21 protein-coding genes are annotated in these 21,236 nt (G+C 40.9%); 1 reads left to right on the forward strand and 20 read right to left on the reverse strand.

Annotation, left to right across the window (positions count from 1 at the left end):
* Nucleotides 1-2 precede the first annotated feature (2 nt).
* The 7 genes from yqfD to rpsU all read right to left on the reverse strand — a co-directional run bounded on the left by yqfD (nt 3) and on the right by rpsU (nt 5,517).
* Complete coding sequence (gene yqfD, locus MHI18_RS05985) at nt 3-1,190, reverse strand: sporulation protein YqfD (RefSeq protein WP_340846478.1); 1,188 nt, start codon at nt 1,188-1,190, stop codon at nt 3-5.
* 18 nt (nt 1,191-1,208) lie between these two features.
* Nucleotides 1,209-1,493, reverse strand: coding sequence for a sporulation protein YqfC (yqfC, locus tag MHI18_RS05990; RefSeq protein ID WP_040376663.1), 285 nt, complete (start codon nt 1,491-1,493; stop codon nt 1,209-1,211).
* A gap of 68 nt (nt 1,494-1,561) precedes the next feature.
* A complete protein-coding gene (locus MHI18_RS05995) occupies nt 1,562-2,047 on the reverse strand; it encodes a hypothetical protein (RefSeq protein ID WP_340846479.1) in 486 nt (161 codons plus the stop codon).
* Nucleotides 2,048-2,074: 27 nt separating this feature from the next.
* Nucleotides 2,075-3,040 carry a flotillin-like protein FloA gene (gene floA, locus MHI18_RS06000; protein WP_445669984.1) on the reverse strand — a complete coding sequence of 322 codons (966 nt, stop codon included), beginning with the start codon at nt 3,038-3,040 and terminating at the stop codon, nt 2,075-2,077.
* Nucleotides 3,041-3,081: 41 nt separating this feature from the next.
* Complete coding sequence (locus MHI18_RS06005) at nt 3,082-4,401, reverse strand: NfeD family protein (RefSeq protein ID WP_340846481.1); 1,320 nt, start codon at nt 4,399-4,401, stop codon at nt 3,082-3,084.
* 481 nt (nt 4,402-4,882) lie between these two features.
* A complete protein-coding gene (locus MHI18_RS06010) occupies nt 4,883-5,329 on the reverse strand; it encodes a GatB/YqeY domain-containing protein (protein WP_340846482.1) in 447 nt (148 codons plus the stop codon).
* Nucleotides 5,330-5,343: 14 nt separating this feature from the next.
* Nucleotides 5,344-5,517 carry a 30S ribosomal protein S21 gene (gene rpsU / locus MHI18_RS06015; protein ID WP_340846483.1) on the reverse strand — a complete coding sequence of 58 codons (174 nt, stop codon included), beginning with the start codon at nt 5,515-5,517 and terminating at the stop codon, nt 5,344-5,346.
* Between the two features lie 237 nt (nt 5,518-5,754).
* On the opposite strand from rpsU, the gene MHI18_RS06020 reads away from it, so the two are divergent.
* Nucleotides 5,755-6,687, forward strand: coding sequence for a Na/Pi symporter (locus MHI18_RS06020; protein ID WP_340846484.1), 933 nt, complete (start codon nt 5,755-5,757; stop codon nt 6,685-6,687).
* Nucleotides 6,688-6,811: 124 nt separating this feature from the next.
* On the opposite strand, the gene deoC is transcribed toward MHI18_RS06020, so the two are convergent.
* The 13 genes from deoC to MHI18_RS06085 all read right to left on the reverse strand — a co-directional run bounded on the left by deoC (nt 6,812) and on the right by MHI18_RS06085 (nt 21,219).
* On the reverse strand, nt 6,812-7,483 hold the full coding sequence (deoC, locus tag MHI18_RS06025) for a deoxyribose-phosphate aldolase (RefSeq protein ID WP_340846485.1): 672 nt from the start codon (nt 7,481-7,483) through the stop codon (nt 6,812-6,814).
* 378 nt (nt 7,484-7,861) lie between these two features.
* On the reverse strand, nt 7,862-8,566 hold the full coding sequence (locus MHI18_RS06030) for a DUF4386 domain-containing protein (protein WP_340846486.1): 705 nt from the start codon (nt 8,564-8,566) through the stop codon (nt 7,862-7,864).
* A 259-nt stretch (nt 8,567-8,825) separates the two neighbouring features.
* Nucleotides 8,826-9,035: a hypothetical protein gene (locus MHI18_RS06035; RefSeq protein ID WP_340846487.1), complete on the reverse strand. Its 210-nt coding sequence runs from the start codon at nt 9,033-9,035 to the stop codon at nt 8,826-8,828.
* Complete coding sequence (gene mtaB, locus MHI18_RS06040) at nt 9,028-10,377, reverse strand: tRNA (N(6)-L-threonylcarbamoyladenosine(37)-C(2))-methylthiotransferase MtaB (RefSeq protein ID WP_340846488.1); 1,350 nt, start codon at nt 10,375-10,377, stop codon at nt 9,028-9,030. Before mtaB ends, MHI18_RS06035 begins: the two co-directional genes overlap by 8 nt.
* Before the next feature lie 4 nt (nt 10,378-10,381).
* Nucleotides 10,382-11,134, reverse strand: coding sequence for a 16S rRNA (uracil(1498)-N(3))-methyltransferase (locus tag MHI18_RS06045; RefSeq protein ID WP_340846489.1), 753 nt, complete (start codon nt 11,132-11,134; stop codon nt 10,382-10,384).
* A 97-nt stretch (nt 11,135-11,231) separates the two neighbouring features.
* Entirely contained in the window at nt 11,232-12,173 is a 942-nt protein-coding gene (gene prmA, locus MHI18_RS06050) for a 50S ribosomal protein L11 methyltransferase (protein WP_340846490.1), read from the reverse strand.
* Between the two features lie 22 nt (nt 12,174-12,195).
* Nucleotides 12,196-13,323: a molecular chaperone DnaJ gene (gene dnaJ, locus MHI18_RS06055; RefSeq protein ID WP_340846491.1), complete on the reverse strand. Its 1,128-nt coding sequence runs from the start codon at nt 13,321-13,323 to the stop codon at nt 12,196-12,198.
* A 210-nt stretch (nt 13,324-13,533) separates the two neighbouring features.
* Nucleotides 13,534-15,366 (reverse strand): molecular chaperone DnaK, encoded by a 1,833-nt coding sequence (gene dnaK / locus MHI18_RS06060; protein WP_340846492.1) that lies wholly within the window; start codon nt 15,364-15,366, stop codon nt 13,534-13,536.
* Nucleotides 15,367-15,403: 37 nt separating this feature from the next.
* Nucleotides 15,404-15,994: a nucleotide exchange factor GrpE gene (grpE, locus tag MHI18_RS06065; protein WP_340846493.1), complete on the reverse strand. Its 591-nt coding sequence runs from the start codon at nt 15,992-15,994 to the stop codon at nt 15,404-15,406.
* An 85-nt stretch (nt 15,995-16,079) separates the two neighbouring features.
* A complete protein-coding gene (gene hrcA, locus MHI18_RS06070; protein ID WP_340846494.1) occupies nt 16,080-17,108 on the reverse strand; it encodes a heat-inducible transcriptional repressor HrcA in 1,029 nt (342 codons plus the stop codon).
* Nucleotides 17,109-17,222: 114 nt separating this feature from the next.
* Nucleotides 17,223-18,362 (reverse strand): radical SAM family heme chaperone HemW, encoded by a 1,140-nt coding sequence (gene hemW, locus MHI18_RS06075; RefSeq protein WP_445669953.1) that lies wholly within the window; start codon nt 18,360-18,362, stop codon nt 17,223-17,225.
* 73 nt (nt 18,363-18,435) lie between these two features.
* The gene (gene lepA / locus MHI18_RS06080) at nt 18,436-20,271 is read right to left on the reverse strand and encodes a translation elongation factor 4 (protein ID WP_340846495.1); all 1,836 of its coding nucleotides are present in this window, start codon (nt 20,269-20,271) and stop codon (nt 18,436-18,438) included.
* A gap of 627 nt (nt 20,272-20,898) precedes the next feature.
* A complete protein-coding gene (locus tag MHI18_RS06085) occupies nt 20,899-21,219 on the reverse strand; it encodes a DUF3679 domain-containing protein (protein WP_340846496.1) in 321 nt (106 codons plus the stop codon).
* Nucleotides 21,220-21,236 lie beyond the last annotated feature (17 nt).

Genomic DNA, 21,236 nt, shown 5'->3' on the forward strand with positions numbered 1-21,236 from the left:
CGTTAGTCTCCTTGAATGATTGGTAGCCCAGTCGCAATATTTTCTATAACCTGAAAGTGAATCGATAAGATAATTTTACCATTGTCGAATCGCTCATGCAAAATTTTCTCTCCAACGATATTCGCATCTTCGTCCAGTATTTTCTCCAAATCACTTTTAGCCATCATCTTTGCTTGAACAACCGCCTGTTCTTTTGTGTACTCACGAACGATGACTTCCTTACTTCTTTTTGTTTTTGTTTTGAAACCGATTGGCAGCTCCCATTGTAAAAAATGAAAAGGACGGCTGACTGTTTCTTCTTCAAATTGCTTATAAGTTGGATGACTAAATCCCCAAACCGGAAGGGAATAACCTCCCCCTGTTAGGTAATAGTTACTATATTCGTCCCCGTTATACACAGAAAATCGTGTTTTCAGCGGCATTTTAACCGTAGCCTTATACCATGTTTCGCCCATAATTTTCCCTGTAGCAGAAACCACTTCAGGCTTCTCTTCTCTACCAATAATGCCGGAGACGAGTAACTGGCCTTTCGTGACATAATCATGAACATTAACCTTAGCTTGTCCTTTCTCGACCAGCATATCGGTAATAATCGCTTTTTTCTTAGCCACCAAATGTTGAGGACCTGTCCGAATAACTTCCTCTGGTTGTTTTTTCTCAACAACTTTTAGGTGATAGATTGTCCCTTTTAAATCCACCCCTACATACGTCAGTCTTCCAATGGATTCAGTCAGTTTCCGCTGAATCGTCTCTGGACTGTCCAGAAAGAATTGAATCTTCCCGACTTTGACACCTATCGAATCCAATTCTTTTCGAATTTCATGTTCTGTAGCCGGATCCGCTTCATAAATTTTGATTCCCCACACCATATTGGACAAAATGAATATACACAATAAGAAAGCGAGTAACCCGACAATAAAGCCGCTGTTTTTCTGCACTCGTTTAAGGAAAAAAGGGCCGCCGCTTCCAGATATAAAAGATACCTTGCACTCGCTGTTACGAACCGCCTGCCTAAGCTTAAAAACCTCAGAATAGTCGATTGTAAAGATAATGGATTCCGCATCCTTACGCTTTACATCCCAAATGTGAACGTTAGCCTTGATCAATTTATTTAATAAACGTTCTGTTCCCTTACCATTTGCCTTGACCTTTACCACGCCTGTCAGTAAGTTTGTCCATGGATTCTTCAAGGGTATACCTCCCCAAGATTACTCGTTTATAAATAACACCTTATCGATCTTACCTTCAATTAAAATTTCCTCAGGTAAAATCGTCTTGATGACGAGAGCACTTCCACTGATTAAAAGCTGACCATGTTTAAGCATCAGTCTCACCTCAGTTTCCGAAAAAGCAAGCAGCCCTCGGTGATTTTCGATGTAAATATGTAACTGACCGATCATCGTAATTCGCGGCAGGTCCATTATGACATCTTGAGGAAGGTCCATTGTGCGTACGACTAGTTGCTTAAAGCGTTGCCTCCAAGTTCGCGTCATAAAAAAGAACCCCCTTTCATCTCAATGTATGAGATAAAAGAGGGTTCTAGCACAGTTATTTTTCAGATTTAACGCCTAACACCAGAACGGTTCATATTCTTTCTAGCACGCGGCGGCCCAAGTACTTCGGACATGATGATTCCATCAACTAATCGCTGCTGATCGAATTGTAAATTCGTGTTATAGATCGGACTGCTGTTATCTTCAATAGAAACCACAGGTTTAGCCGCTTTTATTCGTTCAAGCTGCTGCTTCTTCTGATACAGCTTCGCCCGCTCTAAGTCAGCTTTTTGCTCTTGGTTCCGAGAAAACTCTTCCTCCATCAGCGTCGAAGCTTCATCCACCTGAGGCTTAGAAGCTTCCGTTATTTCTTGCATCGCCTGACGATATACCTCTCGTACAGTTGGCCGCTGCTGTGGTCTAGCCGGCCGGTTGGGACCTTGTTCCTGTTCCTGTTCCGGTTTCTTTTTCTTCCCCGAAAGCGAGGAAATAATCCCAATCACAATAATAAGCAGCCAAGGGTTTCTGACGAAAAAGTCAATGAGGACCTCCATTCAAACACCTTCCTTCCTCATTACTGTTTACTTATCTTTGTCTTTTTTATTTCCTTTTCCAATGGAATCACGCATATCTGTGTCAGCAGAGATGTTTTGAATGTTCATATAATCCATGACACCCATGTTTCCAGATTTAAGCGCTTCAGCCATTGCAAGTGGTACTTCGGCTTCAGCTTCAACAACTTTTGCACGCATCTCTTGAACACGAGCAACCATTTCTTGTTCTTCGGCAACAGCCATTGCACGACGTTCTTCTGCTTTCGCCTGCGCAATTTTCTTATCTGCTTCAGCTTGGTCAGTTTGAAGCATCGCACCAATATTTTTACCAATATCAACATCCATAATATCAATCGAGAGGATTTCAAATGCAGTACCCGCATCAAGGCCTTTACCTAGTACAGTTTGAGAAATCATATCTGGATTTTCTAAAACGTCTGTATGTCGTTTAGCAGAACCAATTGTCGAAACAATCCCTTCACCAACACGAGCAATAATTGTATCTTCACCCGCACCACCGACAAGACGTTCGATATTTGCACGAACCGTAATTCTTGCCTTCGCCTTTACTTCAATCCCGTTAATCGCGACACCAGCGATATATGGCGTTTCAATTACTTTTGGATTAACGCTCATTTGTACAGCTTCCAGAACATCACGTCCAGCCAAGTCAATGGCAGCGCCTCGTTCAAACGGAAGATCAATATTTGCACGTTCAGCTGCAATCAACGCATTGACAACTCGGTCAACATTCCCGCCGGCTAAATAATGACTTTCAAGCTGGTTTGTTGATACGTTCAATCCCGCTTTATGTGATTTAATCAACGGATTGACAACTCGACTTGGTATGACTCGACGAAGCCTCATTCCGATTAATGTGAAAATAGATACTTTAACCCCCGCGGCTAATGCCGAAATCCAAAGTGCAACAGGAACAAAGGTAAATAATACCGCTAATACAATGACAATCGCAACGATTGCCAACAGTAACATAATTGTCGTAGAATCCAAATGTACTCATCCTTCCTAACTTGTTATATTGTTTTGGCTTCACGAACCACAATACGCGATCCCTCAACCTTAACTACTTCAATAAAGGTATCTCTTTTAATAAAACTTCCCTCAGAAACAACATCCAGACGTTCATTGCCGACAATCGCCGTTCCCGCAGGTCTCAAATCTGTCATCGTCTTGCCAGTTAAGCCAAGCAGATCAACTCTAGTTACATTTGATACATAACCTTGTTCTTTATTGGTTGAATCAGTTAGGACAATCTTCTTGAAAAAATTCATATTTTTCCCAAACACCTTTACCATTAGAATAGCTGCCAAAACCGCAATGGTTATCGCAATTAATAATGAAATCCCGATTAAAACAGGGTCATCCGAAGCCATAAATAGACTTCCAATAATCGCCCCAAACCCAAGTAAACCAACAATCCCACCCGGTACAAACAGCTCAAGAAGACATAAAATGACACCCAAGACAAACAACACAATGGTTTCATAACCAGCAGCGCCAGCAATTAAATGACCATAAAAATATAAAAGCAAAGCAGTAATCCCAACAAACCCCGGGATGCCAAATCCAGGTGAGAATAATTCAACAACAATCCCTATCGCGGCAATAGTTAACAAGATTGGGATAACCAGCGGATTAGTCAAAAATCTTGCTATTTTTTCAGCCATGCTCTCATCAATATAACGCACATCAGCGTCTTCGAGACCAAGCTTAGTTAACAGCTCCTCCTGATTTTTTACCGTCCCTTCACTATAGCCCGCCTTTAACGCTTGAGATGCCGTAAACGTCAACAGCTTCCCTTTTTCAGCACCATACTCCGGAAGATCAATATCTTCGTCAGCCATCGCCTGAGCGTAAAGTGGATTTCTGTTGTTTTGTTCTGCCGCCGTCCTCATTGCCGCAGTCCAATAAGATTGAGCCTTCTTACCAGCTGTATTCCCAGCTGTGTCAATCACAGCAGCAGCACCCATCGTCGAATTAGGAACCATATATATTTTGTCCGCATTCAGTGAAAGATAAGCACCTGCAGACAACGCCTCATTATTAACAAAGGCAATACTTTCGACTTTCGAACTGGTCATTCGCTTTGCAATCTTCGCAGCCGAATCGACCCGTCCCCCTGGTGTATTTATTTCGAAAATAACCAGTTTTGCCTGATCCTCTTCAGCTTTATCAAGAGCACGGTCAATAAATGAAGATAATCCATCCTCAACCGTTTCCTCAATCGGAACAACGTACACCAGCTCATTTTTCGCCGACACAAAATTCGGCAGCAAAAATATAACCAGCAGGGCCGAGAGCGTAGTCAAACCAACCCATAGGCGTGCACTCAAGGAGATTCCCCCCTTTCACTAAAATAAATTAAGCCCTACCTATTATTACGAACCAGTAACAAAAAAGTTTCATTTTTTAAAAATAAAATGAAGGCGCCATGTTCAGACTGCGAAGGAAATAGGGAGCGGACCAAAAGGGTCTCTTTCCCTTTTGAGGACGCTCATCTTTTCCACAGCGGGCTAGGCGGCGTAACTAGAAAATAAAGTGAAGTCGCCTTGTTCAGACTGCGAAGGAAATAGGGAGCGGACCAAAAGGGAGCTCTTCCCTTTTGAGGACGCTCATCTTTTCCACAGCGGGCTAGGCGACGGAACTAGACTAAAAAAGTGAAGCCTTTATCCTCCGCAAAGACTCAATTTGAGGCTTTATTATGTACTAGTATGCTTTAAAGTCTATACTTTGAATAATTTTTCTTTGCAAAAGTATACTAGTTCAGGGTAAAGCAAAAAACCACAGGCATATGCCTATGGTTTGGTTTTGAGATCAGGATAGATGTTGTTGTACTAATTTATTAATTAGAGAACCATCTGCTTTGCCTTTTAGCTTCGGCATTAAAGCTCCCATAACTCTCCCCATATCTGCTTTAGACGAAGCATTAATCTCTTCGATCGTTTCAGAAACGATGTTAGAAACTTCTTCCTCTGAGAGTTGCTTGGGCATATATGCCTCAACGTAACCTATTTCGATTCGGACTTTATCCACGAGATCTATACGACCGGCGTTTTCAAACTCTTGGAGGGAGTCTTTGCGTTGTTTTAATTCGCGAGAAAGTATTGTCAATTCTTCTTCTTCAGTTAGCTCACGGTCTGCTTTTTTAAGTGCTTCATTTTGAAGTGAAGACTTAAGCATCCGTATAACAGATAGTTGATCCTTGGCTTTATCTCTCATCGCTTGTTTCATATCATTATTTAAACGCTCGAGAAGACTCATATTTCCACCCTCTCTTAGAATTTACGTTTTCTAGCAGCTTCAGACTTCTTCTTACGTTTAACACTTGGTTTTTCATAGAACTCACGCTTCCTAGCTTCCTGAAGCGATCCTGCTTTAGATACAGTCTTTTTGAAACGACGAAGAGCATCTTCAAGTGATTCGTTTTTACGAACGACGGTTTTAGACATCTCTTTCCCTCCCTCCGAAAACAACACACTAACTCATAGTTGGCAACATGTTATAACATGTACTAAACCATTATAATATATGCATAACAACTGGTCAACTCAATAATAAGACAATTTTTTGAGATATAGTTGGATAATGCTATATATATACCCTTTTTCTATAAAAATAATCATTCCTCCGGCAAAAAAAAGCATTTTTACCATGCCCGTCCATAGAATATAGGAGGGGTGAAGGCCGTGCAGGTTTTATTATTATTTTTTTTATATATTATTATGTTTTTAACTGGGATGTTTGTCCTCCGCATTGGATTATTTAATGCTGCAGGTGAGCGGTTAAAATCTTTTCTTGCGCTCGTGACAAATAAACCTTGGAAAGGCTTCCTAGCAGGTATTTTTTTTACAGGAATTCTTCAGAGCAGTTCAGCCGTCATGGTGATGGCTGTCGGATTAGTTGCAGCAAGAGCACTGACTTTTCCGCAAACAATCGGCATTATACTCGGTACCAATATTGGTTCGACCTTTACCACTGAATTCATGGCTTTTCCAATGGATCGCTGGATTGTTCCCGGCATCATTATCGGAGCCGCGCTTTGGTTAATTCCCCATCACTTACCTAAAAGCATTGGAACGGCGTTCATTGGAATCAGCGCCATTTTCGCAGCAATGGGCGGCTTTAAAACCCTTGCCGGCCCCATTTCAGCCTTCCCCGCAGCTTCGGAAATAATTGCGCTCATTGAGAATCACTTGGGCTTTGCGCTGCTAATCGGGATAACGCTCACCGCGATTATTCATTCAAGTTCAGCCACCGTTGGCTTAGCCATGAGCTTTGTTGCCGCGGGAGACTTGAGCGTTGCCTCCGCTATTGTGATTATGCTCGGTTCTAATATCGGCACCTGCATTACTGGCTACATGGCGAGTATCGGTTCAGGAAGAGAAGCCACTCTAACTGCTTATTCACATATATGGCTGAACTTATTTGGCGTCCTGTCTTTTCTCCCGTTTATCGGTCTCCTTGAAAATACCACTGCCTACTTCACTTCGGAAAAAGCACTACAGCTTGCACACGCAAGCCTGCTCTTTAATCTCATAACATCACTTGCTGTCCTTCCGTTTGCAAAACAATATGCTCGTTTAATTTTGCGAATACATGGAGGCAGAAGTTCCCTCTAAAATAACAAACGATCCTAGTTAACACATACCCTTTACTGTATTCTGTTTAGTAATATTGGTGAATGTTTTCAATTAAAAAAAGCGCAGCTCTCTAAAATAGAGGGCTGCGCTTTTTACGGTATTCTTAGTAATCAGAATCAGCTGTAAGTCCTTTGATGATAGAAACACCAGCACTAGCGCCGATACGTGTTGCACCTGCTTCAATAACTTTGTTAGCATCTTCTGTATTACGGACACCACCTGAAGCTTTAACTCCAAGATCAGGTCCTACAGTTTTGCGCATTAACGCGATATCTTCAGGAGTTGCGCCGCCTGTAGAGAATCCAGTAGACGTTTTCACGAAGTCAGCTCCTGCTTTAACAGCAAGTTCACAAGCGCGAATTTTTTCTTCCTCAGTTAATAACGAAGTTTCAATGATAACTTTCGTTAAGGCTTTACCTGTAGCAGCAGCTACAACCGCACGAATATCACGTTCAACTAGCTCGTAATCCTTGTCCTTAAGCGCGCCGATATTAATAACCATATCAACTTCATGTGCACCATTTTCAATTGCATTTTTCACTTCAAATGCTTTTGTTTCTGGTGTGTTAGCTCCTAGAGGGAATCCGATAACTGTACAAACCTTTACATCAGACCCTTGAAGTTGTTCGCTTGAATATTTTACCCAAGTTGGATTTACACAAACCGATGCAAAATGATGTTCCTTTGCTTCGGTACAAATTACCGTAACTTGATCCTTAGTTGCATCTGCTTTTAATAAAGTATGGTCAATGAGACCGGCTACATTTTGTGCCATTTAAACATTCCTCCCAAAAATAAGTGGGTTGTACGTACCTCTTCATAATAGCATACTGTCTACTAAAAAACGAATTTCTAATTGGGTAATTTTTGTGAATCATGATTAAATTAACCTAAAATCCAACAAAACATGCTGAATAAGTGAAGTCTCAGCTTAGTAACCACCAAAAAATGGAGCTCCGGGCTTCCATTCTTCCGCAACTCCGATTTATTCTTCCCCAACTTGGGATAATTCTTCCCTCATATAGATTCTTCCCCAGCCGCTTTTGGGCTTTTTAAAATAAGGTATCTAGCTCTTTTGTTACACATTCTGAATAAAACATGATGAATGATAAAGTGGTTTGGTGTAGGTGATTTTTACTATTAACTCATTATCTTAGCGCTTGCTCTCTCTTAATTTTTCTAATTTCTCGGCATTAAAGCCTTTCACGATTAACCAGGTTGCCAAACTCAACTCATAGATTCCGAGTGGCAGAGCGATAAGTCCTTTTAGAGTAGAGAATGAGCCAATGATATCAAACATATTAAGTAAGCCTGCAAGGAATACCGTAACAGCCGTCAGCATTCCAAATATCGCTAGCCACTTGGGTACGATTTCCGTTTTATATAATAAATAACTGTAGAGGAGTGTATTCAAGCCGAGCATCAAATTCGGTCCCAACACAGAAGTCCAAGAATGAAAGGATTGAAGTACGCTTCCTATGTGGTGATATATTTCTTCAATAGCCATATTTCCAACTTCATGATTAGAACTAAGGCTCAGCAAACCTAATATACTCACTAAGCCAATCGCGATGAAAACAGCTTCCATAAACCGAAAACAAAGATAGGCTAATGCTGAATGTTCATTCCATAGTCGTACATATGGAAATAACATAACTGCTGTTCCAACCGCAGCCACAATGAGCAAGATGTCATTCATTACACCAACTAAAATGGCAGTTTCCGAACTCTTCACCGTTGCCATATACCAATCTTCTGATAGTAACGGCTGATATAATACCACAGCAATAACAGCACTGATGGCAGCAACTATATAAAATAGACCGATCAATATTCCATTCATCCTATCCTTTTTCATTCAATGCACCCCCTTGAACTAATTAATCTGGCAATTCGGTTTACCCCATTTCTTCCTTTATTGGTTTCAAATAAGCATATGATGAAACGAATTCCTTCATTCTGATATGTTTGTTCGTTTCAAACACGAGCTTTTTACGACGATGTGCTCCAACAGAGAGTGATATCTCGGCTCTGCAACTACCAAGCTAGAAGCTCTATTTCTTTCGAAACTTGGGTTTATTCTTCTGAACTTAAGATGATTCTGCTTTAACTCTGGATTATTCTTGAGCTTTTTGGCTTTTTAAAAAAGGGTATCTAGCTCTTTCGCTTTTCGATTTCAGTGCTTTTAGTGACTCATTCAAAACATGCTGAATGAGCGAAGTCTCGGCTCCACAACGCCCAACAAACCAGGCTACAAACGCCCATTCTTCTCCAACCACACAAAAAAAGCTATCGAGGGGTTCTCGATAGCTTTCCGCTTTATCCAATTGCAAGGTTGCCTTCTAGTTCGCGGACAATTGTGACAAATTGTCCTTCACTGAATGGGTAGCCTGATTTTGTGATTTTTACTTTGACGACTTCACCAATCATCTCTTCTGATCCTGGGAAGACAACTTTCAGATAGTTATCTGTGTATCCTTCGTATAGACCCTGTTCTTGGTTTTCGTTGAAACGATTTTCGGGAATCACTTCAACAATTTCACCTTCATAACGGGATGCATATTCTTTGGCCAGTTGATCAGATAACGTGATTAGCCGGTGGACGCGCTCATTTTTGATTTCTTCATCTACTTGATTCTCCATTCGAGCAGCCGGTGTTCCGGTCCGTTTTGAATAAGGAAATACATGTAGTTCAGAGAATTTATGATTTTTGATAAAATGATAGGTCTCCAGAAACTCTTCTTCCGTTTCACCAGGAAAACCAACGATAACATCAGAGGTAACCGCTAACCCTGGGAGTGCCTTATGTAATTTTACAAGACGATCTGCAAAATAGTCCATTGAATACTTCCGTCTCATCCGTTTCAACACTGTATCCGAACCAGACTGAATCGGAATATGGAGATGCGGCACTACTTTTTTTGAGTTAGCGAGGACTTCAATGACTTCGTCACTAATTTGACTTGCTTCAATCGAGGAAATCCGAATCCGTTTAAGACCGTGAACCTGTTCTTCTAAATCACGAAGCAGCATGGCAAGGTTATAATCCTTCATGTCTTCACCATATCCACCCGTATGGATTCCAGTTAAAACAATTTCCTTATATCCTGCATCAACCAATTGCTGTGCTTGTTTAAGAACTTCCTGCGGATCACGTGAACGCATTAACCCACGAGCCCATGGAATGATACAGAATGTACAGAAATTATTGCAGCCTTCTTGAATTTTTAAGGATGCACGAGTCCGATCAGTAAATGCCGGAACATCCAACTCTTCATAAACCCGCGTTTTCATGATATTGCGCACACCATTGATTGGCTGCCGTTCTACCTTAAATTGCTCGATCAGCCCCAATAGTTTTGTACGGTCTTGTGTACCAACAACAATATCAACGCCTGGAATGGCCATGATTTCTGCTGGAGACGTTTGAGCATAACATCCCGTTACCGCAATCACAGCATCTGGATTACTCCGGATGGCCCGGCGGATTACTTGCCGGCTTTTTTTATCTCCGGTATTCGTAACGGTACATGTGTTAATAACATAAACATCGGCAGTTGATTCATATTCCTTACGCTCATAGCCTTCTGCCTTGAATAATTGCCAAATAGCTTCGGTTTCATAATGATTTACTTTACAGCCTAACGTATGAAAAGCAACAGTCGACATATCATCACCCCAAAAGTTCTAAATGATAAGAAACAGCAGCAAGCGCATACAGCGGTGCTGTTTCTGTACGCAAAATTCTTGGACCCAGCCCGCAAGCAGTAAATCCTGCTCCCACCAGCTTGTCCAGCTCTTTCTCTGTTATTCCGCCTTCCGGTCCAAAGACAAACAAAATGGATTGTCCAGGTTTGATTACTTTCAAAGTAGATGCCAGTTTAGCAGTTTCACCCTGCTTGGCCGATTCTTCAAAGGCAATCAACTTATAATCATACTCTTGAGCGCGTTCAATCAACCCTGATAAAGTGACTGGTTCATTCACAACAGGCACTACTGTACGATGTGATTGCTCAGCCGCTTCCTTGGCGATTTTTTGGAGACGCTCGGTTTTCTTACCAGCTTTTTTTTCATCCCACTTGACTACCGAACGTGCTGCCTGGAAAGGGAAAAAGGAAAAAGCTCCGAGTTCGGTTCCTTTTTGGACAATATATTCTAGCTTATCGCCTTTTGGCAGTCCGCTGGCAATACTCAGTCTTACCGGAAGTTCTTTCTCTTCCTGAGTCCATTCAATAACATCCGCCAACACCGCATCATCAGTTATTGTTTTAATTTCAGCAATAGCAGCCTGTCCTCCCGGCTGTACGACAATCACCGTGTCTCCTGCTTCCATTCGCATCACACGGACAATATGATGAAAATCATCACCCGTTATCGTTACAGATGATTCAGTAAAACTTTCCATTGGTACAAAATATCGCTGCACAGTTACACCCACTTGTTGGTAAAATTAGCGAACATTTACTTTATCATAACAAAATGGCGCTATCATTATCAAATCGATAATGCGCGCCATTTGAAAATTAGTTATTTTTTTTAGCAATCAACGCAACCCAGTCTTCCATCAAGATGGTTTCTTCAATGGTAAAACCTGAAGCAATAATAGCGTCTTTTACGTCTTGTTTCTTTGGATTAATAATACCCGAGGCAATAAAATAACCGCCTGGTTTAACAACTGTTGCTACGTCATCAGTAAAGCGCATAATGACTTCAGCCAAAATGTTAGCCACTACGATATCCGCTTGTTCGTTAACGCCATCGAGTAAATTCCCCTGGGAAACATCCACACGATCCTGAACCTTATTGAGCTTAACATTGATTCTTGCTGAATTGACGGCTACTTCATCCAAATCTAGCGCTTGAATATGTTTCGCCTCTAACAGTGCTGCCGCAATACTTAAAACTCCAGATCCTGTACCGACATCCACCACTAAGTCACCCGGTTTGACGATCTGTTCTAATGCTTGGATACACATAACGGTTGTCGGGTGAGTTCCTGTTCCAAACGCCATCCCAGGATCGAGTTCGATAATTAATTCATCACTTGAAACCGGAGTATAATCCTCCCACGTTGGAACAATGGTAAACCGCTCAGAAATTTTAACTGGGTTATAATATTTCTTCCAAGCTGTAGCCCATTCTTCTTCATTAACCTCACTGATTGAAACCGAGTTTTTCCCGAGATCGATATCAAATAACAGCAAATTATTAATGGCTTCTTTAATTTCTTCCACGGTTTCACCAAGAAAACTATTTACAGGCAGATAGGCTTTAACAATAACGCCTTCTTCTGGATAATCGGCAGGGTCAAGCTGGTAGATTTCCCCAAAAACGTTTTCTCTTACTTTGTAAAGTTCCTGAGGGTCTTCAATAACGACTCCACTAGCACCCGCCTCATGTAAAATATTAGAAACCGGTTCTACCGCATCGTTTGTTGTATGGATTGTAAATTCAGACCATTTCATAATCTACCAACTCCCCTAGTACTTAATCGCCTTTAAAAGCACGTTTCACTTTTGCAAAAAAGCTTTGCTCTTGCTCATCAGGAGCGTTTTGCCCGCTGATTTCAGAGAATTCTCTAAGCAGCTGCTTTTGTTTTTCAGTTAGCTTACGCGGTGTAACCAACAAGATCACAACATGCTGATCTCCTTGACCATACCCTCTGACATTCGGTGCACCTTTTCCTTTTAAACGGAAGCGTGTTCCTGTTTGTGTACCAGCCGGAATTTTCAATTTAACCTTACCATGAACGGTAGGTACTTCAATTTCATCACCAAGTGCTGCTTGAGTTATGGTTATCGGCATTTCACAATAGATGTCATCGCCATCGCGTTCAAAGAACTCATGGCTGCGGATAGAAAATACAACGTATAAGTCGCCTGGAGGGCCGCCGTTAACACCTGGTTCACCCTGTCCAGTTACACGCAGCTGCTGGCCATCATCGATACCTGCTGGAACTTTAACTTCAATTTTCTTACGCGTTTTAACTTTTCCATCACCATGACAGGTTGAACATTTGTTTGGAATGATTTTTCCTGTTCCTTGGCAGTGATGACATGAACGTTTATTAACAATTCGGCCGAATGGCGTATTTTGTTCAACATTTAACTGACCCGTACCTTGACAATGTGAACATGTATTAACTTTTGTACCAGGCTTAGCGCCGGAGCCCTTACACGTTTTACACTCTTCTTCACGCGGGATTTCAATTGTTGTGTCTTTACCAAACACAGCTTCTTCAAATTTAAGTGACATTGTATATTGAAGATCCGCACCCTGACGCGGTGCATTTGGATCTCTGCGTCGACCGCCGCCGCCTCCGAAGAATGAGCTGAAAATATCTTCAAACCCACCGAAACCGCCGCCGCCTCCGAAATCTTGACCAAAGCCTTGATTCGGATCCGTATGACCAAATTGATCATAATGAGCTTTCTTTTGCTGATCACTTAAAACTTCATAAGCTTCGCTGATCTCTTTGAATTTCTCATCCGCATCCGCAGCCTTATTAATATCTGGATGATATTGTTTAGAGAGCTTACGGTAGGCTTTCTTAATTTCATCTTTTGTAGCACTTTTTGAAACTCCAAGCACTTCATAATAATCTCTTTTGTTCATTTATTATTCACTCCCGATCCGATTCACATAAAAATAATAATAGCACTCTATCTCTAATAAGCGCAAGCATCTGTTATAGGAAGACCGACAAATTTCGCCATTACTTGACAGCCTGTTTTAAGTATTTAAATACCCTTTTGCAATCAAAAAAGTCAAAGCCAAGAGAACCTGACTTTGACTTTTTTTATCGGTACATTTAATTAGACCGACTTATTTCTTTTCTTCGTCGTCGACTTCAGTGAAGTCAGCATCAACCACATTATCATCAGCAGGGCCTTGTTCAGCTCCGCCTTCTGCAGCTTGCTGTGCTTTAGCAGCTTCTTCATAAAGCTTAACTGTTAAGGTTTGAACGATTTCAGAAAGCGCGTCTTTTTTCACACGGATTTCTTCAATTTCATTCTTCTCGATAGCAGCTTTTAATTCTTCTTTTGCTTCGTTAGCTTTTGTTACTTCTTCTTCGTCTACTTTACCTTCAAGATCTTTAAGCGTCTTTTCAGTTTGGAAGACAAGCTGATCTGCTTCGTTGCGAAGTTCTACTTCTTCTTTACGTTGTTTATCAGCTTCAGCATTTTCTTCTGCTTCACGAACCATGCGGTCGATTTCTTCATCAGAAAGACCTGAAGATGATTTAATTGTAATGGTTTGTTCTTTGCTTGTGCCAAGATCCTTCGCACGTACATTAACAATACCGTTTTTATCAATATCAAATGTTACTTCAATTTGCGGTACACCGCGTGGAGCTGGCGGAATGTCGCTTAATTGGAAGCGTCCAAGTGTTTTATTATCTGATGCCATTGGGCGTTCACCTTGAAGAACGTGGATATCAACTGCTGATTGGTTATCAGCTGCAGTTGAGAACACTTGTGATTTGCTTGTTGGAATCGTTGTGTTACGGTCGATTAATTTAGTGAACACACTTCCCATTGTTTCAATTCCCAATGAAAGTGGAGTTACGTCAAGAAGAACAACGTCTTTAACATCACCAGTCAACACGCCGCCTTGAATTGCAGCACCCATTGCTACTACTTCATCAGGGTTAACGCCTTTGCTTGGCTCTTGACCAACTTCTTTACGGATTGCTTCAACTACAGCAGGAATACGAGTTGATCCACCAACTAGGATTACTTTATCAATTTCAGAAGCACTTAAACCTGCATCCTTCAATGCTTGACGAGTAGGTCCCATTGTACGCTCAACAAGTTCAGATGTGATTTCATCGAATTTGCTTCGTGTTAATGTAACATCAAGGTGAAGGGGTCCAGCTTCTCCAGCCGTGATGAACGGTAAAGATACTTGAGTTGAAGTGACACCAGAAAGATCTTTTTTCGCTTTTTCTGCTGCATCTTTCAAACGTTGTAATGCCATTTTATCTTTTGAAAGATCAACGCCGTTATCCTTTTTGAATTCAGCTACTAGATAATCAATAACTAATTGGTCAAAATCGTCTCCACCAAGTCTGTTATCACCAGCAGTTGATTTAACTTCGAATACACCATCGCCTAATTCCATAATAGAAACGTCGAATGTTCCGCCGCCAAGGTCAAATACAAGGATTGTTTGATCTTCTTCTGTTTTATCTAAACCGTAAGCTAGAGCTGCAGCAGTCGGTTCATTGATGATACGTTCTACTTCAAGACCGGCAATTTGACCAGCATCTTTAGTAGCTTGACGTTCAGCATCATTGAAGTAAGCAGGAACTGTAATAACAGCTTTCGTTACTTTTTCTCCAAGATATTCTTCAGCATATGATTTCAAGTACTGAAGGATGATTGCTGAAATTTCTTGAGCTGAATATTCTTTTCCTTCTGCTTCAACTTTATGGTTTGTACCCATATGACGTTTAACAGACATAATTGTGTTAGGGTTAGTGATTGCTTGACGCTTCGCTACTTCCCCAACTTGACGTTCGCCGTTTTTAAATGCTACGACTGATGGTGTTGTACGGTTGCCTTCTGGGTTTGGAATAACCTTTGGCTCTCCGCCTTCAAGTACGGATACACAAGAGTTTGTTGTACCTAAATCTATACCGATAATTTTGCTCATTAAAGTAACCTCCTATTTAATATGTAATTCGGACTGCTTATCCGTTCACTTTAACCATTGCTGGACGCAAGACGCGGTCCTTCAACATGTAACCTTTTTGGAATTCTTCAACTACTACATTCGCATCAAAACTGTCGTCTTCTACTTGCATGACAGCTTGGTGAAGGTGGGGATCAAATTCTTTTCCCACCGTTTCGATAGGCGTAATGCCTTCTTTCTTCAATGCTTCCAGCAGGCCTTTATAAACCATATCCATTCCAGATAGCAATGACTTTGTTTGCTCATTGTTTGCTTCTACCTTCGTTGCTCGTTCAAAATTATCAAGAGCAGTTAATAAATCAGAAGCAAGGCTCTGAGCTCTATATTTTTGGGCAGCCTCCGCATCTAAGCGGGCACGGCGCCTTGAATTATCGAAATCAGCTTGTAAACGCAAGTAACGATTTTCTAATTCATTATATTTTGCTTCTAAATCAGCTAGTTTGCTGTCTTCTTCAGAAGGTGTCTCAGCATTTTCTACTTCAACTTCTTCTTCCGCAAAAATCACTTCTGCCTCTGGCGTTTCTTCCAGAATTTTATCTTCAGTGTTTTCATTTTCCAGCGATGCGTCTTTTTTATTTGTTTCTGTCATAATCTCACCTCCCCAAAAGGGTGCTTTATATGGTGAAAGGTACAGTTTAGAAGGTGTAACCCTAGCCTCACTCTAACCTTTACAACTATTTTTGATACAACTTCGTTAATAGTGCAGTGAAATCATTGGAGAAGAACTGCAGCAGACTAATCACTCTTGAATATTCCATCCGGGTAGGTCCCAGAATCGCCAATGTGCCTACTTGTTCATTCCCTACAGAATAAGTTGCTGTAATTAAACTGCAATCTTTAAGGATAATGTTCTTATTTTCTCTTCCTATCGAAACATGTATACCGGAAGGGTTTTGTGTAATAATTTCATAAATACCTTTTTCCTGTTCAATCATCGATAGCAAAGACGTTATCTTATCGATATCATGGAATTCCGGCTGCTTAAGCATGTTCGTTTTTCCACCGAAAAACAATTTTTCAGATATAGTACCTGAAAAACTATCGGCAAGGGACGAAACCAGTTCGCCGTAGCTATGAATGTGCTGACGTAATAGCATAGCCACTTCTTTATATATTTTGTCCTTCAATTCAATCAGCGGAACACCTACAAGCCGTTCATTTAAAATATTCGCCACTTTCTCCAGCTCATTTATATCAAATGACGGCGGCAAGGAAAACATTTTGTTTTCAACATGACCAGTATCCGTTACGATAATCGCTATCGCTGCTTCTTGATTTATCGGGATTATCTGAATCTTACGCAGCTTATGCTCATGAACTTTCGGTCCAAGAACAATCGATGTGTAATTGGTTAATTCAGACAAAATATTAGCAGAATTCTTAATGATATTCTCCAGCTCATAAATCCGTTCTGCAAACACCGATTTAAGCATTAATCTGTCATCTTTGTTCAATGCTTGTGGTGAAAGCAAATGGTCTACATAATACCGATACCCTTTTTCCGAAGGTACCCTGCCTGAAGAAGTATGAGTTTTTTCTAAAAAGCCCAAGTCCTCTAAATCAGACATTTCATTACGGATCGTTGCCGAGCTAAAGGTAATTCCCTCTTTTTTCGACAAACTTCTAGAACCAACCGGCTGAGCATTACTGATAAAATCATCAATGATGATTTGTAATACTAATAATTGACGATCAGTTAGCATCTTTGATCACCTCTGTTAGCACTCTGTCTTAGCGAGTGCTAATATATTAATAAATTATCAAAAGCCGTCAATGATGTCAACGATTGTAGCTCTATTTCTAAGAAATTTTTACATTTAACTATTTAAAAACGCTTGGAAAACTTCATTTCCCAGCAGCTTTCCCTTTTCCGTTAAGCGGATAAAATCATTTTCCTGCACTAATAAGCCGTGTCGAGTCTGCTCTTCGATTGGTTTCGCGAAAACTTCAGTCATTTCTACAAAAAATTTATCTTTAAAGTGCTGCATAGAAACACCGGCAGTCTTTCGCAATCCGAGAAACATTTCTTCTTCCATCTTTTCGTTAAGAGGGACAACATGCGTTTCTAGAACAGGCAGTTCATTGGCTTGAAGCGGGGTCATATACTTTTTCACTGGTCCATGGTTCGCAATTCGGTTTCCGCCAGTATAGCCGTGGGCACCGGCTCCAATTCCGTAATACTCCTCATTGTTCCAATACGTTAAGTTATGCCGACTTTCAAAACCTGTCCGAGCAAAATTACTGATTTCATATTGATGCAAATTATGCTTTTCCATCGTTTCCATCAGTTTTTCATACATACTCGCTTCGAGATCTTGAGGCGGTAAATGTAGTTTCCCCTTTTGCATGAGATTATAAAAAACAGTTTTTGGCTCAACAATTAAGGAATAGCTCGAATAATGCGGAAGATCAAGCGCCAACGCCTTATCAAGTGTGTCAGTAAAATCTTCCATCGTTTGACCAGGCAGTCCGTATATTAAATCAATACTAATATTTGTAAAACCGACAGACTGAGCTTTTTCAATCGTTTCATAGACATCCGCTGCACGATGTGTCCGGCCAATTCTTTTTAATAAATCATCCGTGAAGCTTTGGACACCAAAACTTAACCGATTCACGCCCGATTGATAGAGAATTTCAAGCTTTTCCCGTGACAATTCTCCAGGATTGGCTTCAAACGTATATTCCCCGTCTTTTTTCAACGTGAAAGTTTCCGTAATAGAGTCACATAAATACTGAAGTTGAGTTTCATTTAACGAAGTAGGCGTGCCGCCGCCGACAAAAATCGTTTCCAATTCAGGTGCACTAGGATACGTTTTTACTTGAAGCTGCATTTCCTTTTTCATCATCTTCAAATACTCATCAACTGGCTGACCTTGCAAGAAAACTTTATTAAAATCACAATAGTGACAAATATGTTCACAGAATGGGATATGGATATATGCGCTTTGAATCAATTTGTTCACAACCTTTTAAGATGGAAAAAGAGGCTAGATGCACAAGCGCCTACCCCCTTTTTTCAACGTTCATTTATTTTTTCGGAGTCGTATCGTCCATTTTCAGTACGGCCATAAATGCTTCTTGCGGCACTTCAACTGAACCGACTTGCTTCATCCGTTTTTTACCTGCTTTTTGCTTTTCAAGCAATTTACGTTTACGCGAAATATCGCCGCCGTAACACTTTGCCAAAACGTTTTTACGCATTGCGCTAATGCTCGAACGTGCAACAATCTTTTGCCCAATCGCCGCTTGAATAGGTACTTCAAATTGCTGTCTTGGAATTAGTTTTTTCAATTTCTCAACAATCAGCTTACCGCGTTCATATGAAAAGTCAGTATGCACGATAAAGCTCAATGCATCAACCGTTTCCGAATTCAGAAGAATATCCATTTTGACTAGTTTCGACGGTCTGTAACCAATCAACTCATAGTCAAATGATGCGTACCCTCTTGTATTGGATTTCAATTGATCAAAGAAATCATAGACAATTTCTGAAAGTGGAATTTCATATACGATGCTGACCCGATTTTCATCCATGTACTCCATATTGACGAAGTTCCCACGTTTCTTTTGGCCCAGCTCCATAATCGTTCCAACGAACTCATTAGGCGCCATCATTGTTGCTTTTACATACGGTTCTTCAACCCGTTCAATCTTCTGAGCTTCAGGCATATTAGCCGGATTATCTACTTTTAATTCTGTACCATCTGTCAGAATAACATCATAGATAACACTTGGTGCAGTAGTAATCAAATCAATGTTAAATTCACGTTCAATTCGTTCTTGCACAATTTCCATATGAAGAAGGCCAAGGAATCCACAACGGAAACCAAAACCAAGTGCCTGTGATGATTCTGCTTCAAATTGAAGCGCAGCATCATTAAGCTCTAATTTTTCAAGAGCATCACGTAAATCATTGAATTTAGATGCATCGATTGGGTACAATCCGCAATAAACCATCGGATTCAATCTACGGTAACCCGGCAATGCTTCAGTAGCACTGTTTTTAGCACCAGTAATCGTATCCCCAACGCGAGTATCCCCAACGTTTTTAATTGCTCCGGTTAAAAAGCCAACGTCGCCCACAGTCAGTTCATCACGAAGCTCAACCTTCGGCGTCAATGCACCGATTTCGATAACTTCGAATTCCTTGCCTGTAGCCATCATTTTAATTTTATCACCCGGCTTAATCGTCCCATCGAATACACGGATATAGGCAACTACCCCGCGATAGGCATCATAAATAGAATCAAAAATCAAAGCTTTCAAAGGTGCATCAGGATCACCCAGAGGCGGTGGAACAAGTTCCACAACCTGTTCAAGAATTTCTTCAATTCCAATACCTGCTTTTGCAGAAGCAAGAACAGCATCTGATGCATCCAAACCGATAACGTCTTCAATCTCTTGACGAACTCGTTCAGGTTCTGCACTCGGAAGATCAATTTTATTGATAACTGGAATGATTTCAAGGTTATTATCAAGAGCTAAATAAACATTCGCTAATGTTTGAGCCTCAATACCCTGAGCCGCATCCACAACAAGAACAGCACCTTCACAAGCTGCAAGGCTCCGTGAAACTTCATACGTAAAATCGACATGTCCAGGTGTATCAATCAGATGGAAGGTATATTCCTCGCCATCCTTTGCGTTATATTTCAGTTGCACAGCATTCAATTTAATCGTAATTCCGCGTTCACGCTCAAGATCCATCGAATCCAACAGCTGGCTCTTCATTTCACGCTGAGCCAATGCGTTCGTCTTTTCCAAAATCCGATCCGCCAAGGTAGATTTACCATGGTCAATATGCGCAATAATGGAAAAGTTACGAATTCTCGATTGTCTCGCCAATTTCTCTTCTCTATTCATACAATCACTCCTACTTATCGACACAATACACTATTTTTCATTATATCAGTACAGTATATAAGATTCAATTAAAAACGGTGCATTTACTAGAATATACAACTTCCCCACAACCACTACCTCTCTCTAGTGATTCGAATGAACTTTGCTAGCAGGGGTGAAGTTTTCTCTATTAGGAGGCAGAGGGAGGGCCGAATCAGCTTCCCTTTCCAGCTTTTATAGCGACTACTCATCAAGGTATCAGGCCAAACTTGTGGGTTTTATTTATTTTCGTAATCTCTAGCGGCGGATCCTACTATTGATTTACGGTAGGGCCAAATCTTTCTTCATATGGGCTGAATCATCCCGAGAATGGGCCGAATGTTTTCTCGTTTGGGCCGAATGTTTTCTCGTTTGGGCCGAATCAGCTTCCCTTTCCAGCTTTCTTGGCATCTACTCATCAAGGTATCAGCCCAAACCAGGTTGGTTTTTATAAAAAGGGTAACTTTAAGCGGTTTTTTGCATAGACAGCGGCAATCGCTAGAACTGAACCAACCTTCCGTTCCATCTGTCTCTTTCTATCTCATCTTTTTTTAAACAAAAAAATTCCCGCCAACCTTATTTTAGGTTGTTGACGGGCTGTTTTCGTATTTATGTGCCGGAAATGAGACCGATGAGTTTCTCAAATCCGAGAGAAACTGTGGTTGATAGCTTTTTGCCTATTGAGGAGAAGAAGTTATAGGCACCTAGTTCTTCAATTTTTTGTTTCTTTTTTTCAATATCATGGCTGGTTACAGTTTGACCTAGGATTTCTCCTTCGCTTGTTGATTCGACTGAAAAGGCACTGGATAATGAGGGGTCGTCGTAGCCTTTCATGTTTTTCATGCCTTGATTAGCAAATTGCATACCGAGCAACACGCCAAAAAACAGGAGTAAAACAGCAAATGTACAGATTACGCTAAATCGGAACATGCCTACCCTTCTTTCCT

It is taken from the genome of Peribacillus sp. FSL H8-0477 (assembly GCF_038002765.1).
Taxonomy (GTDB): Bacteria; Bacillota; Bacilli; order Bacillales; family DSM-1321; genus Peribacillus.